The organism is Halomarina ordinaria (genome assembly GCF_030553305.1).
In the GTDB taxonomy this organism is placed as follows: Archaea; Halobacteriota; Halobacteria; order Halobacteriales; family Haloarculaceae; genus Halomarina; species Halomarina ordinaria.
Map to the genome: position 1 here is coordinate 2,308,090 of NZ_JARRAH010000001.1, position 13,510 is coordinate 2,321,599.

Sequence of the window (13,510 nt, forward strand, 5' to 3'; positions counted from 1 at the left end):
TCCGTCGAGCGCAACGGGTTTGTTCACCCCGCCACTTGCTCGGATATGACAGAGCGCAGCGCCACCGTCGTCCGCGAGACGAGCGAGACGGACATCGAGGTCACGCTCGTCGTCGACGGGAGCGGCGAGGCGACCGTCGAGACCGGCGTCGGCTTCTTCGACCACATGCTCGAATCGTTCGCCAAGCACGGCCTGTTCGACCTCTCGGTGGCGTGCGACGGCGACCTCCACATCGACGACCACCACACCGTCGAGGACGTGGCTATCGCCCTCGGGACGGCGTTCGACGAGGCCCTCGGCGACAGGCGCGGCATCGTCCGCTTCGCCGACCGCCGCGTCCCGCTCGACGAGGCCGTCGCCGGCTGCGTCGTCGACGTCTCGGGCCGGCCCCTCGTTCGCTTCGACGGCGCGTTCTCACAGGCCCGCGTCGGGGAGTTCACCAGCCACATGGGCGAGCACTTCGCGCGCTCGCTGGCGACGAACGCCGGCCTGACCCTCCACGTGACGGTCGAGGGCGAGAACGCCCACCACGAACTCGAGGCGCTGTTCAAGTGCCTCGCCCGGACGCTCGACGACGCGACGCGGGTCGACGAGCGACGGGCCGACGACACCCCGAGCACGAAGGGCGCGCTGTAGCGCCGACGCCGCTCGGGAACGCTACTTCGGTCCCGCGAGGGGTCGGTCGCGGGCACCGGTCCGTTCGACGAACGCCGCGAGTTCGGCGTTGAACGTCGCCGGTTCCTCCCAGTGCGGACAGTGGCCGCTCCCCTCGAACCGGACGAGGGTGGCGTCCGGCATCCGACTCTCGAGCCACCCGCCGACGTCACCGGGGAACACTGCGCTCTGCTCGCCGTAACAGAGGAGCGTCGGCACGTCGACGGCGGCGACGACGTCGCGGAGGTCTGTGGTCGCCATGTCGGCCAGAACGGCCGTCGCTGTCCCGGTCGGCGTCCGCGTCGTCTCTGCGTACATCTCGTCTATCGTCTCCGACCCCGGCGGTTCCGCGAAGAACGTCGCGAGGACCGGCTTGACCGTCCCCTCACGGTCGGTCTCCAGTCCCGCCACGACGCCGTCGAGCGCCTCCGGTGAGAACTCGCCGAACAGGGGGTAGTCCCAGTCGTCCTCCGAGAAGAACATCGGACTCTGGTCGACGAGGGCGAGCGACCTGACACGGTCGGAACCGAAGCGGTCGAGGTACGTGAGTGCGACTGCCGCCCCCATCGACCACCCGACCAGCGTGACGTCGTCGAGACCGAGGGCCTCGACGAGGTCACGAAGGTCGCTCGCGTACCGTTCGAGCGTGTGTCCCCCCTCAGGCTTCTCCGACCGGCCGTGTCCCCGGTGGTCGTAAGTCACGACGTGGTGCCCCTCGGCGAGTGCCGCCGTGTTCTCCCGCCACCAGTACTCCGAGTTCATCGTCCAGCCGTGAACGAGGAGTATCGTCTCACCCTCTCCGTGTTCTTCGTAGTACAGGCGGGTACCGTCAGTAGTGTCTACGTGAGACATAACAGCTGTAGTACATCGCTAGAATACATAACTATTCTTCACACTCTCGGAACGGTACGATGTCTCGGTGACACAATATCCGACTGCAGAGGGGTCAGTGACCGTTCGTGACTCACCCGGCCGAGTGACGACAGTCGGACGGCCGTTCGAACCCGAGATGGTTCGATGGTCCGTGTGTTCCCGACGGGAGGCGGTTCACCCGTCCGACCGTCGGTCCCGCCAGAGGAAACCACTAAGCCCCGGTCCCCGAAACCCCCTCGAAAGCGATGTTCGACGAGATAATGGAGAAGTTCGAGAACAGCCCCAGCCAGCAGGCGGTCATCCGCCTGCTGCTCGAACGCGGGTTCTCCGTCAGCGACGAGGGCCGGGTCGTCTCGGGTCGCATCGAGATTCCGAACACGGGTATCGCCCGCGAGATAGACGTCGACCGCCGCGTCGTCGACGCGACCACCGACGCCATCCTCGCGGACGAGGAACTGCGGCGCATCTTCCAGAACATCTCCGCCATCCCGAGCCTGAAGGACCTCGCGCCGGTGCTCGACCTCTCGGTGCTCACCGTCTACGTCGACGACGCCGACGCCCCCGGCATCGTCGCCCGGGTGACGGGGCTGCTCGCCGACGCCGACATCAGCATCCGTCAGACCGTCAGCGAGGACCCGGAGTTCACCGACGAACCGACACTCACCCTCATCACCGACGACGACCTCACGGGCGACGTCATCACCGCCGTTCGCGCGCTGCCGTTCGTCCGGAAGCTCGAACTGGAGTGACTCAGACCGCCGCCGCCAGCCGCCGCTGGAGGGTCGCGTGGACGACGGTGTACGTGACGACGCCGGCGACGGCACCCGCCGGGAGGCCGACCAGTGCCGACGGCCACACCCGGGCCGCGAGCAGCCCCGTCACCACGACTGCCACCGCGAGGGAGACCACCAGTGCCGCGACGACGCTCGTTCCCACCACCCTGTAGTTCATGCGCTCGGTACGGCGCGCCCGGACATAGGCCGTTCGTCCCGCGTTCGGTCGTCGGTGACGCTCGCCCCGGCGCGAAAGCCGTTTGCCCCTCGCCGCCGAAGCCCGTCCGTGTCCGATTCGTATCGCACCCTCGCGGGGTCGGCCGACGCGTCGTTCGCCGTCCGGGGCTCCGAGTTCGTCGGCTACGTCGCGCCCGTCGAGGACGTCGAGGGCGCAGAGGCGTTCGTCGCGGCCGTCCGCGAGCGCCACCCCGACGCCACGCACAACGTGCCCGCCTACCGCGTCCGGGTCGGTGACGCCACCCTCGGGTCGGCGATGCTCCGCGAGTACCAGAACGACGACGGTGAACCCTCCGGGTCGGCGGGCAAGCCGATGCTCAACGTCCTCCAGGGCCAGGAACTGGAGAACGTCGCGGCCGTCGTCACGCGCTACTACGGCGGGACGAACCTCGGCGTCGGCGGCCTCGTGCGCGCCTACTCGCGGGCGACGAAGGTGGCCGTCGCGGCCGCCGGGACCGTCGAGGAAGTACCCCACCGCCGGCTCTCGGTCACCGTGGCGTACGACGACTCGGGGACCGTCCGCGGGATACTGGAGAGCGCCGGCGTCGAGTTCGACGCGACCTACGAGAGCGACGTCAGTTTCGACGCGCGCGTCCCGCTGTCGGAGGCCGACGCGCTCGCCGACCGCCTCCGGAGCGCCACGAGCGGTCGCGCGGACGTGGCGTGAGCGGTTTCAGTCGTCTTCCCCTTCGTCGTCGCTCCCGCCCCCGCCGTCACTATCCTCCCCCTCGCTGTCACCGTCCTCTCCCCCGTCGTCCTCCCCTTCGCCCTCCTTCTCATCCTCGCCCCCACCGCCGCCGTAGCCGCCTCCCTCCTCGTCCTCGCCGCCCGGGACACCACAGCCCGCCAGTACCGTCGTCAGCCCGACGCTCGTGAGGCCGAGACGGACGAACCGTCGTCGTTCCATGGCTCCGGAGACGTCCCCACGGTTCATAACGGTACAGACCGTTCCGGTCCTCCGCTTCCGACGGGTCGACTGCGGGTCGACCGACCACCCGTCCGGCGGTTTCCAGGCGAAGGCGGGGGGTTCGGCGCACGGCGTCCTCCCGTTCACGCCGATTCCGCCCGCGAACGGAGGGCTCGTCGGCGCTCCGGTGGACTATTGAGCCGACAAGGGGGTCGTTTCCGACCGGGCTCGGGCGGGTCGAGTCCGGGCGCTGTCCGGGGGTCTCCACCCGAAACGGGAGGGTCCGACCGCGACGGGTGGGCGCGACGGCCCGTCTAGTCCGTCCCGAACGCCCGGTCGCCCGCGTCGCCGAGCCCGGGGACGATGTAGCCGTTCTCGTCGAGGTGGTCGTCGATGGACACCGTCAGCAGGTCCGCCTCGGGGAACTGCTCGGCGACGCGCAGCAGACCGTCGGGCGCGCTCACCGCCGAGAGGACGAACAGCCGCGCCGGCTCCGGTTGCGTCGAGAGGACGTGGTCGAGGACGACGGACATCGTCGACCCGGTGGCGAGCATCGGGTCGGCGACGATGACGGTGTCCTCGGGGTGTATCTCGGGCAGTTTCACGTAGTCGATGCTGATGGGGAACTCCCCCTCCTCGTTCATGCCCGCTTCCTCGTCGCGCCCGGCGCTGATGACGCCCTGGCGCGCCCGGGGGAACGCCTTCAGGAGTCCCTCGACGAACGGCGTCGCCGCGCGCAGGACGTTGATGATGACGACGTCGTCGATGCCGGTGACGCGCTCGCCGGTCATCTCCGTCATCGGCGTCCGGACGGGGACGTACTCCGTCTCCATCGCGCCGTCGATGATTTCGTAGCCGCAGATGCGGCCGAGCTTCACGAGTCCCTTCCGGAAGGACACCTGCTGGGTCTCCACGTCGCGGATGCGCGAGAGCGTGTCTCGGGCCAGCGCGTGGGTGACGAGCGAGGCGTTTCCGCGCTCCTCGATGGTCATGCTTACTCGAAGCGGGTCGCCGGGGGGTAAAAAATCAGCGCGTTACGACGTACGTGAGCGCCATGAGCACGAGCGCCATCGTCGCCAGGTTGACGGCCGTGAACGCGACGATGTCGAGGAACGCGAGCCCCCAGAGGACGACGGCGCCGAACGCCGTCGAGAGGAGGGCGTTCATGACGAACAGCACGCGAGGGTCTCCGCGGGATGCCATGGCCCTCGTGGTCGGGCCACGGGCTTGATACTTTACCATCGAGCGTCTACGCGGGTCGTGAAGCTCCGCAACCGCCGCGGGACGCCCGTCGACCCCGTCCCGTTCCTCGTCGTCTGCGCGTTCGCGTTCATGCTGAGCTTCTCGCTCGGCCCCGGTTACTGCTGGGCGTACGGGCTGGGCGACGCGGCCGCGTTCGGCCTGCCGACGGCGCTCTTCGGCGTCGCGGTGGCCGGCGCCTACCACCGCCTCGTCTGGGCGACCCGCCCGTCGCTGCTCTCGGAGGTGCCCGCCGAATCGCGCCTCCTGCGGCTCTGCTACGGCGTCGTCGCCCTCTTCCTCCTCCTCGGCGCGCTCTCCGTGCCGCTTTTACTCCGGTGAACCGACGCAGGACCATATGCGCGAGGTCACCGTCTCCCGGTTCGTCCGCGCCCCGCCGTCGGTCGTCCGCCCGCTGCTCACCCCCGCGTCGCTCGTCGCCTACGAGGGGAGCTTCGCGGTCCGCGCCGTCGACGAGCGCGGGGACGCGACGGTCGTCACGGCGGGCGCGGGCGGCCTCGAACTCGCGCTCCGCTTCGAGGAGCGCGCCGACGGCTGGTACTACCGCCAGGAGGGGGAGGCCGGCCCCTTCGACGCGATGGAGACGTGGGTGACGGTCGAACCGAAGGACGAGGGCTCGCGCGTGACCATGCGCTCGGCGGTCGACCTCGGCCTCCCGCTCCCGTTCTCGGGGCGCCTCGCGGCGTGGAAGCGCCGCGGCGAGTTGAAGCGGGCGCTCTCGGCGCTGGCGGCGGACTGCTGAGTTCCCCTCGTTACCGGAGGACGACCGGCTCCTCGCCCGCCCGCGGGAACGGGTTCTCGCCGTAGGTGTCGCTCTCCCACTCCGCGTCGGTGACGAGCGCGTCGTCGAGCGCCGTCACGAGCGTCTCCTCGTCCATCCCCCGCCCGATGAGGACGAGTTGTGACTGTCGGTCGCCGTGGGTCTCGTCCCACTCCACCTCGGGATGCATCCGCCGCTGCATCTCCTGTCTCGACTCCGCCAGGCTCGCTATCCAGTTCCCCTGTACCTCGACGCGCGAGGAGCGGCCGGCCTGGCTGTAGTGCAGCGAGACGTCGTCGCGGCCGGCGACCCACAGCAGCCCCTTCGAGCGCAGGACGCTCCCCGGCAGGTCGCGGAGGACGCTCGCGAGGCGTCCGGGGTGGAACGGACGCCGCCTGCGGTAGGCGACGGAGTCGACGCCGTAGGCCGCGAGCGGGTGGTGGTCGTCGTGGTCGTGGTCGTCATGGGGGTCGTCGTCGCCGTGGTGGTGCCCCGCGGCGTGGTCGAGCGCGCGCCGCCAGCCGTCGGTCTCGCTCACCGTGTCGAGGTCGAAGCGACCCGTCCCGACGACGTCGCCGGGGTCGAGGGTGCCGTGGGTGGTCCGGACGAGACGGGCACGGGGGTTGAGCGACCGGAGGAGGTCCTCGGTGGCGGTCAGTTCCGCCTCCTCGACGAGGTCGCACTTGTTGAGCACGAGGACGTCCGCGCACTCGACCTGCGCGGCGAGCAGGTCCGCGAGCGGCCGCGGTCCGTCGTCGGTCCGGGCGGTCTCCTCGCCCTCCGCGAGCGTCTCCGCGAAGGTGGCGGCGTCGACGACGGTGGCGAGCGTGTCGAGGTCGTAGGCGGCGCTCGCGGCGCCCGTCGTGAACAGCGTCGCGACCGGCGCGGGTTCGCTGATGCCGGAGGACTCGACGACGAGGTGGTCGAAGTCCCGCTCGCGGGCGAGCCGCGAGACGGCCACGTCGAGGTCGCCGCGCAGGTCACAGCAGATACAGCCGTTCGAGAGTTCGGTGACGCCGTCGGCGCGCGACTCCACGAGCGCCGCGTCGATGTTTATCTCGCCCATGTCGTTGACGAGGACGGCGAGACGGCGGTCGGCGTGTTCGAGCAGGTGGTTGAGCGTCGTCGTCTTGCCCGCCCCGAGCGCGCCGCTCAGGAGGGTGACCGGTGTCGAGCCGCGTGCTGCCATACCCTAACGTGGGGCGTCGACCACTTAGCGCCGGCGACACCGGGTCGGAGGTGTCCTCGACGGCGGCGCGCTGACGACACCCTTTTGCCCGCGACCTGTGACCGTCTTGCATGGACCTGTCCGACCGCATCGCGGCGTTCCGCGCCACCCTCGAGGAGTGGCTGCGGGGGCTCTACCACGGTCTCGTCACCCACCCGGCCTACGAGAAGATAGAGAACGAGGCCGAGGACGCGGAGGACGCCTTCCTGCTCGCGTGCTTCCCCGACGCCTTCGGCATCCCGAGTCCGGTGTCGTACTACACCGCCGAACTGCTCCCCTACCTCTCGACGGAGTTCGAGCAGTGGGAGCGGCGCATGTGGGACCGCCAGTCGCTGCTCGAACGCAAGGGCCAGCAGTACCACTTCTGATGCGCACGTTCGTCTTCTTCGGCGGGAAGGGCGGCGTCGGCAAGACCACGGTGTCGAGCGCCTACGCCCACCGCTGCGCCGAGGCGGGCCTCGAGACGCTCGTCGTCTCGACCGACCCCGCCCACAGCACGGCCGACGTCTTCGACCAGGCGTTCGGCGACGACCCGCGCCCCGTCGAGGGGTACGACTCGCTCTCGGCGATGGAGATAGACCCCGACGAGGAGGTCACCCGCCACCTGATGGACATCAAGCGCGCCATGGGCGACCAGGTCAGCCCCGGCATCGTCAACGAGATAGACCGGCAGATAGAACTCGCCCACCAGACGCCGGGTGCCCACGAGGCGGCGCTGTTCGACCGCTTCATCGACGTGATGCGCGATGCAGACGAGTACGACCGCGTCGTGTTCGACACCTCGCCGACCGGCGGCACCCTCCGCCTGCTCTCGCTGCCGGAGTACCTCGGCGGGTGGATCGACCGCCTCCTCGAGAAGCGCGCCCAGAGCGTCGACCTCTTCGAGAAGGCGGCCATCGGCAACCGCGAACCCCGCCGGTCGATGGTCGGCGACCCCATCGTCGCCCGCCTCCAGGAGCGCAAGGCGAACTTCGAGTTCGCCGGCGAGACCCTCCGGGAGGACGCCGCCTTCTTCCTCGTCGTCAATCCCGACGAACTCTCCATCCGCGAGACGCGCCGCGCCGTCGGGAGTCTGGAGGAGTACGGCCTCACCGTCTCGGGGCTCGTCGCCAACCGCCTCACGCCCGAACCGGAACCCCACGAGGAGGGACGCGGCGCGCGCTTCCTCCGTAATCGCTGCGCGACCGAGCGCGAGCGCCTCGAGACGGTCCGCGAGACGTTCGACCAGCCGCTCGCGGGCGTCATCGAGACGCGCGTCGCGGAGGTAAAAGGCGACTTCCTCGCCGACGTCGCCGCCGACCTCGACATCGACGTGACGGCCCCCGACCCCCGAACAGGAGGGCCTCGATCTTAATTTCCGAAAGGCAAAACGAAAAATATCGCGGTTATACCGCCCGTAGACGGGCACCGTCACTCGGATTCGTTGTCATCCTCGGCAAATAATTGGGAAGTTTTAAGCGTGTTACCAGAAGACCATACTATCCGATACCATGGTTCAGATAATCTGGCTAGTCGCGATAGTCCTCACGCTGTTCAGCGTCGGCTACCTCGGCTACTCCCGGTACCTCTCTCAGTTCGTCGACCTCGACGACACGCGCGAGACGCCGGCTCACAAGTACGAAGACGGACAGGAGTACGTACCGGCGAAGAAACCCGTCCTCCTCGGACACCACTACTCGAGCATCGCGGGCGGCGCGCCCATCGTCGGCCCCATCACCGCCGGCGTCATCTGGGGGTGGGTCCCGGCGCTGCTCTGGATCGCCATCGGCAACCCGCTGATGGGCGCGGTCCACGACTTCACCGCGCTGTCGGCGAGCCTCCGCCACGAGGGGAAGTCCATCGGCTACATCATCGGCGAGTACGTCGGCGAGCGGGGCAAGAACATGCTCCTGTGGTTCGCCTTCCTCACCATCATCCTCGTGGTGGCGGTGTTCGCCCTCGTCGTCGGCATCGTCTTCAACGCCTACCCCGAGGCGGCGACCGCGAGCCTCATCTACATCGGCCTCGCGGTGTTCTTCGGCGCCTACCTCTACCAGTTGAACCTCCCGTTCGTCCCCGGGACGGTGGCGTTCGTCGTCGCCATGTTCGTCGGCGTCTACGCGGGCATCCAGCTCCCGGTCGCGCTGTTCGAGCCCGCGGCCCGCGCGCCCGCCAACACGCTCGTCCTGTTCTCCGGCGAGGGGGCGTGGCTCCCCGGCGTCGGCGCGCTCGGCGCGAACACCGCCGCGTGGGTGCCGGTCATTCTCGTCTACGGTGCCATCGCCAGCGCGCTCCCGGTGTGGGTGCTCCTGCAACCGCGTGACTACCTCTCGTCGTTCCTGCTCTACACCGGCGTCGGCGGGGCGCTGCTCGCCATCATCGTCGGCACGGTCCTCGGGTCGTCCTCGGAACCGCTCGTCACCAACCTCGAACCGTACTACGGGTTCATCGGTCGCTCCGGCGCACCGCTGTTCCCCCTGCTGTTCATCACCATCGCCTGCGGGACCATCAGCGGGTTCCACTCGCTGGTCTCCTCGGGGACGACCTCGAAACAGCTCAACAAGGAGTCCGACGCCCGCCTCATCGGCTACGGCGGGATGCTCGGCGAGGGACTGCTCGCGACGGTGGCGCTCGCGTCGGTCGCCATCGTCTCGCCCGACGTCGGCAGCGGCATCGGCCTCGCACTCCCGACGTTCGCGGAGGGCGGCGGCATCATGCTCACCAGCCTGGGCCTCCCCGCCTCCTTCGGCGGGCCGTTCATGGCGCTCGTGCTCGTGAGCTTCCTGCTCACCTCGACCGACACCGCCGTCCGCCTCGGGCGCTACATGCTGGAGGAAATCGTCGGAACGCCCGAGACGACGGCCCAGTCGTTTGCAACCGACCGCTTCGGCAACGCCGCGGTCCAGGCGATTCCGGCGTACATCCTCATCACCAGCGGGTCGTGGGTCACCCTCTGGCAGCTGTTCGGCGGCGCGAACCAGCTGCTCGCGGCGCTCGCGCTCCTGACGGCGACGGTCTGGCTCGCCAACTGGGACCGCAGCAAACAGCTCATCAGCACCGGCCTGCCGATGGCGCTGATGACCACCATCACCGTCATCGGCCTCGGCTGGCTCGCGTTCCACGACAACCTCTACGTGAAGTTCGTCCAGGGCGAGTGGGGCGAAGCCGGTCCCACCGTGTTCGCACAGGCCTCCGCGCTCGTCCAGGTCGCCATCGCGCTCACCCTCGTCGGCCTGGCGCTGTCGCTCGTCTACATCGGCGTCGGGAACATCAGAAAAGCGCGCGACCGCTCCGGACGGGCGGTCGCAGATGGCGGTGACCCGGGCGACGACTGACCGGTCGCGACACTCCCCTTCTCGCGTTCTCGACTCCGTGACGCGCTCGTGACGTGACGCCGCGGCTCGCGGGCGTGGCGACGGAGGAGAGACGGCGGACTACCGACCGAACAGCCCCGCCAGTCGCCCGACCAGTCCGCGGCGCGGTTCGTCACCCTCCCAGAGCCGGAAGGCCCCCTCGACGTCCGCGTTGGCGCTCGCGACGAGGTCCTCCTCGTCGGGCGCGACGACGAGCAGGTTCACCTCGTAGTGGCCGTAGTAGCCGTACCGCAGCAGGGTGCGGTCCTCGAAGCCGTCGACGAACGCCCGGACCGCCTCGGGTATCTCGGGGACGACGAGCGCGAAGGTGTAGTCGGTGCTGAAGTGCTCCTCGTCGGGGTCGATGCCCTCGGCGAGGTCGTGGCCGAGCGCGACGAGGCGCTCGAGGTCGGCGGTGGTCACCGACGAGGACGTCCGGGCGTAGAGGTACTCGCTCGACCCGTGGTTCCCGTAGGTGACGGAGGGGTGCAGGAAGTGTTTCCGGCTCTCGATACGCATCTCACCGTAGAGGTCGAAACGCTCGCCGCCGAGGGCGTAGTCGTCCTCGAGGTCGTAGTTGTGCAACAGGCGGTCGGCGACCCGGTCGAGGTACTCGTCCTCCCAGTCGGGGACGCCGAGGTCGGCGCGGGTGGGGACGCCCGCGTCTGCGCCCTCGCGCTCGTCGGCGTCGCCCTCGCCGGCGTCGACGGGCGCCTCGCTCATCGCGGCCCGTCCTCCTCCTCCGCGTCGGGGTCGTAGGGGTGGACGTCGTCCGCGGCCGGCGGGACGCCGATGGCCAGCACCGACACCGACCCGTCGGCGTCGGCCGGGTTGTACGCGCGCTGGGGGTCGCCGGGGTCGCAGGCGAACAGCGACCCGGCCGGGACGGTGTAGGTTCCCGCGGGCGTCTCGACACTGAGCGTCCCCTCGAGGACGTAGAACGCCTCCTCCTGCTCGTCGTGGTAGTGGTAGGCGAGCGGGAGTTGCTCGCCGGGGGCCGCCTCGAAGCGGTTGAGGGCGACGCCGTCGAGGTCGGCGGGCGCCGAGAGTCGCTGGAGCGTGCACGGCCGGTCCGGTTCGGGGTCAAGGTCGTCCGCGTCCACGACGCGATAGCTCATACCCGTAGGCGGCCGAGCGGCAGTATAAACCCCGTGCTTCACGGGAACGCTTAACTCGCCTGCACCCCGACAGGTCGGTATGGGAGGAAAAGAGACCGAAGCGTGCGGACGGTGCGCGATGAGCACCGTCGTCTCCTCGACGCTCGACGAGGAGGGACGCGCCCGCGACCCCTACGGGGACGCGCGCATCGAGGTCGACGACGACGAGGCGCGACGCGTCTCGCCCGGCGCGTGGCTCTCGGGCGTGAAGGACCGCCTCGACGCGGTCGCGACCCGACTCACGTACGGGAACTGAGGGCGACCGTCGTGCGGTACCACGTCTCGCGACACGAACTCGCGGGAGAAGCTTTTTAGTGTCCCCGACGTAGGCCCTCGCGAGAATGGAAGAGAGCATTTCGGGATTCAGCGTCCGCGGGTCGTGGGGCGACATCGTCGAACACGGCGAGCGCCTCTCGCGCGCGCTCATCGACGTCGGCGCGGACGGGCCCGAGTTCGAGGAGTGGGACGAGTGGCGGCCGAAGAGCCACGAACGACTGGACGAAGACGTCAACGAGAAGACGGCGGAACAGGCGAGCGTCGGCGAGGGGAAGGGCGAGCGTGCGGGGAAGGAACCGGACGAGGACCTGAAGACGGCCGGCGAGAAGCTCTCGGAGTCCTACGACCGCCTCGCCGACGACACCGACGAGGCGATGAGCAAGTGGGGCGAGTCCATCGACTACGTCGCGCGCGCGGCCGACTCCGCGGGCCGGCGCGCCCTCCGGAAGGTCGAGGGGACCGTCTACCGCAACGTGATGACGCAGATCGCCCCCTACTACTTCGACAACGACCTCGTCAGCGCGAACGTCCAGCGGTCGTCCCGGGGCGGCGAGCGCGTCTACTCCTTCGAGGTGAACGTCAACGACGACGACCTGAAGGACGAGGTCTCGGAGTGCCTCGCCGACTACGAGGACACCGTCGACCGCTGGCACGTCGACACCGAGAAGGAGACGGCGGCGCTCGAAGCCGTCGAGGGCGGCGACGGCGTCGACATCCCCGAGAGCCAGGACGACGTCCGACCGACCGTGAACTGACCCGACCCGCCGACACCCGCCTCCGGCCCGCCCGAAATCCCACCGCAAGCGTGCCCTTCATTGCAGCTTACGCAGTAGGTGGTGCAGATGGTCTCCGCGCTCGTCGTCGTCACTCTACTCGTCGCTAGCGTCGCCAGTCTGTTCATGGCGTGGGCCATCGGTGCGGGGTCGTCCGGTTCGACCCCCTTCGCCCCGGCTGTCGGGGCGAACGCCATCTCGGTGATGCGCGCGGGGTTCGTCGTCGGCCTGCTCGGCCTGCTTGGCGCCGTCCTCCAGGGGGCGAACGTCTCGGAGGCCGTCGGTCGACAGCTCATCAGCGGCGTGACGCTCACGCCGCTGGCGGCGGTGGTCGCGCTCACGCTCGCGGCGGTGCTCGTCGCCATCGGGGTGTTCACCGGTTACCCCATCGCTACCGCGTTCACCGTCACGGGGGCGGTCATCGGCGTCGGTCTCGCGCTCGGCGGCGCGCCGGCGTGGGCGAAGTACCAGGAGATAGCGGCGGTCTGGACGCTCACTCCCTTCGTCGGCGGCGGCCTCGCCTACGCCACCGCCCGCCTGCTTCGCAACGAGTCGGTCTCGGAACGCGTCGCCATCCCGGTGCTCGGTGCCGTCGTCGGCGTCGTCCTCGCAAACGTCGAGTTCGCCCTGCTCGGCCCGGCCGGCGAGTCGGCGTCCATCGCGAGCGCGACGGCGCTCGAACTCCCCTCGTTCTCGAGTTCGCTGGTCGTCGTGGCCGTCTCGGTGCTGGCGGCCGTGCTCTTCGCGCTCGTCCTCGCCCGTGACATCGCCCGGAACGAGGTGCGCGCCCAGCGGCACTTCCTGCTCGTCCTCGGCGGGCTGGTCGCGTTCTCCGCCGGCGGGAGTCAGGTCGGCCTCGCGGTCGGCCCCCTCCTCCCGCTGCTCGACGACGTCGGGGTCTTCGTCCCGCTCACCGTCGTCCTCCTCGGGGGCGGGTTCGGCCTCCTGCTCGGGTCGTGGACGGGCGCGCCGCGGATGATAAAGGCCATCGCGCAGGACTACTCCTCGCTCGGTCCGCGGCGCTCCATCGCGGCGCTCATCCCGTCGTTCGTCATCGCGCAGGTCGCCGTCTTCCTCGGCGTCCCCATCTCGTTCAACGAGATCATCGTCAGCGCCATCATCGGGAGCGGCTACGCCGCCGGCGGCGCGGGCGTCAGTCGGGAGAAGATGGTGAAGACCGTCCTCGCGTGGCTGGCCTCGCTCGCCGGCGCCATCGGAGTCGGCTACGGCGCGTACTTCGCCGTCTCGACGGCCCTCGCCGCCCTCGTCGGTTGAGGGCG

19 protein-coding genes are annotated in these 13,510 nt (G+C 69.7%); 11 read left to right on the forward strand and 8 right to left on the reverse strand.

The window, feature by feature from the left end; translation table 11 throughout:
- The first annotated feature begins 45 nt into the window (after positions 1-45).
- Positions 46-636, forward strand: a complete 591-nt coding sequence (hisB, locus tag P1Y20_RS12400; protein ID WP_304448973.1) for an imidazoleglycerol-phosphate dehydratase HisB — start codon at positions 46-48, stop codon at positions 634-636.
- Positions 637-657: 21 nt separating this feature from the next.
- Here hisB and P1Y20_RS12405 read toward each other — a convergent pair whose 3' ends face one another.
- Positions 658-1,506, reverse strand: coding sequence for an alpha/beta fold hydrolase (locus P1Y20_RS12405; protein ID WP_304448974.1), 849 nt, complete (start codon positions 1,504-1,506; stop codon positions 658-660).
- 266 nt (positions 1,507-1,772) lie between these two features.
- On the opposite strand from P1Y20_RS12405, the gene trpY reads away from it, so the two are divergent.
- Positions 1,773-2,276 (forward strand): TrpY family transcription regulator, encoded by a 504-nt coding sequence (gene trpY / locus P1Y20_RS12410; protein WP_304448975.1) that lies wholly within the window; start codon positions 1,773-1,775, stop codon positions 2,274-2,276.
- 1 nt (position 2,277) lies between these two features.
- Here trpY and P1Y20_RS12415 read toward each other — a convergent pair whose 3' ends face one another.
- Complete coding sequence (locus P1Y20_RS12415; RefSeq protein ID WP_304448976.1) at positions 2,278-2,478, reverse strand: DUF8147 domain-containing protein; 201 nt, start codon at positions 2,476-2,478, stop codon at positions 2,278-2,280.
- Between the two features lie 108 nt (positions 2,479-2,586).
- Here P1Y20_RS12415 and P1Y20_RS12420 point away from each other — a divergent pair, with 108 nt between their 5' ends.
- The gene (locus P1Y20_RS12420; protein WP_304448977.1) at positions 2,587-3,204 is read left to right on the forward strand and encodes an IMPACT family protein; all 618 of its coding nucleotides are present in this window, start codon (positions 2,587-2,589) and stop codon (positions 3,202-3,204) included.
- A 6-nt stretch (positions 3,205-3,210) separates the two neighbouring features.
- Here P1Y20_RS12420 and P1Y20_RS12425 read toward each other — a convergent pair whose 3' ends face one another.
- The 3 genes from P1Y20_RS12425 to P1Y20_RS12435 form a co-directional block, all read right to left on the reverse strand.
- A complete protein-coding gene (locus tag P1Y20_RS12425; protein WP_304448978.1) occupies positions 3,211-3,444 on the reverse strand; it encodes a hypothetical protein in 234 nt (77 codons plus the stop codon).
- A gap of 314 nt (positions 3,445-3,758) precedes the next feature.
- Entirely contained in the window at positions 3,759-4,436 is a 678-nt protein-coding gene (upp, locus tag P1Y20_RS12430; protein ID WP_304448979.1) for a uracil phosphoribosyltransferase, read from the reverse strand.
- A gap of 34 nt (positions 4,437-4,470) precedes the next feature.
- Positions 4,471-4,686 carry a DUF8107 family protein gene (locus P1Y20_RS12435; protein WP_368662152.1) on the reverse strand — a complete coding sequence of 72 codons (216 nt, stop codon included), beginning with the start codon at positions 4,684-4,686 and terminating at the stop codon, positions 4,471-4,473.
- An 18-nt stretch (positions 4,687-4,704) separates the two neighbouring features.
- On the opposite strand from P1Y20_RS12435, the gene P1Y20_RS12440 reads away from it, so the two are divergent.
- Entirely contained in the window at positions 4,705-5,025 is a 321-nt protein-coding gene (locus P1Y20_RS12440; protein WP_304448981.1) for a hypothetical protein, read from the forward strand.
- Positions 5,026-5,041: 16 nt separating this feature from the next.
- Positions 5,042-5,446 carry an SRPBCC family protein gene (locus tag P1Y20_RS12445; protein WP_304448982.1) on the forward strand — a complete coding sequence of 135 codons (405 nt, stop codon included), beginning with the start codon at positions 5,042-5,044 and terminating at the stop codon, positions 5,444-5,446.
- 10 nt (positions 5,447-5,456) lie between these two features.
- On the opposite strand, the gene P1Y20_RS12450 is transcribed toward P1Y20_RS12445, so the two are convergent.
- Complete coding sequence (locus P1Y20_RS12450; protein ID WP_304448983.1) at positions 5,457-6,653, reverse strand: CobW family GTP-binding protein; 1,197 nt, start codon at positions 6,651-6,653, stop codon at positions 5,457-5,459.
- Between the two features lie 110 nt (positions 6,654-6,763).
- Between P1Y20_RS12450 and P1Y20_RS12455 the strand changes: the two genes are divergently transcribed.
- The 3 genes from P1Y20_RS12455 to P1Y20_RS12465 all read left to right on the forward strand — a co-directional run bounded on the left by P1Y20_RS12455 (position 6,764) and on the right by P1Y20_RS12465 (position 10,006).
- Entirely contained in the window at positions 6,764-7,060 is a 297-nt protein-coding gene (locus P1Y20_RS12455; RefSeq protein ID WP_304448984.1) for a DUF7990 family protein, read from the forward strand.
- A complete protein-coding gene (locus tag P1Y20_RS12460) occupies positions 7,060-8,046 on the forward strand; it encodes an ArsA family ATPase (protein ID WP_304448985.1) in 987 nt (328 codons plus the stop codon). The genes P1Y20_RS12455 and P1Y20_RS12460 overlap by 1 nt, the downstream gene beginning before the upstream one ends.
- Before the next feature lie 136 nt (positions 8,047-8,182).
- Entirely contained in the window at positions 8,183-10,006 is a 1,824-nt protein-coding gene (locus P1Y20_RS12465; RefSeq protein ID WP_304448986.1) for a carbon starvation CstA family protein, read from the forward strand.
- Positions 10,007-10,105: 99 nt separating this feature from the next.
- Here P1Y20_RS12465 and P1Y20_RS12470 read toward each other — a convergent pair whose 3' ends face one another.
- Complete coding sequence (locus P1Y20_RS12470) at positions 10,106-10,747, reverse strand: DUF8052 family protein (protein WP_304448987.1); 642 nt, start codon at positions 10,745-10,747, stop codon at positions 10,106-10,108.
- Positions 10,744-11,142 carry a cupin domain-containing protein gene (locus P1Y20_RS12475; RefSeq protein WP_304448988.1) on the reverse strand — a complete coding sequence of 133 codons (399 nt, stop codon included), beginning with the start codon at positions 11,140-11,142 and terminating at the stop codon, positions 10,744-10,746. Before P1Y20_RS12475 ends, P1Y20_RS12470 begins: the two co-directional genes overlap by 4 nt.
- A gap of 79 nt (positions 11,143-11,221) precedes the next feature.
- Here P1Y20_RS12475 and P1Y20_RS12480 point away from each other — a divergent pair, with 79 nt between their 5' ends.
- From P1Y20_RS12480 to P1Y20_RS12490, 3 genes are all read left to right on the forward strand, one after another.
- On the forward strand, positions 11,222-11,437 hold the full coding sequence (locus tag P1Y20_RS12480; RefSeq protein ID WP_304448989.1) for a DUF8007 family protein: 216 nt from the start codon (positions 11,222-11,224) through the stop codon (positions 11,435-11,437).
- 85 nt (positions 11,438-11,522) lie between these two features.
- On the forward strand, positions 11,523-12,212 hold the full coding sequence (locus P1Y20_RS12485; RefSeq protein ID WP_304448990.1) for a DUF5828 family protein: 690 nt from the start codon (positions 11,523-11,525) through the stop codon (positions 12,210-12,212).
- An 87-nt stretch (positions 12,213-12,299) separates the two neighbouring features.
- Positions 12,300-13,505, forward strand: a complete 1,206-nt coding sequence (locus tag P1Y20_RS12490) for an inorganic phosphate transporter (protein ID WP_304448991.1) — start codon at positions 12,300-12,302, stop codon at positions 13,503-13,505.
- Positions 13,506-13,510 lie beyond the last annotated feature (5 nt).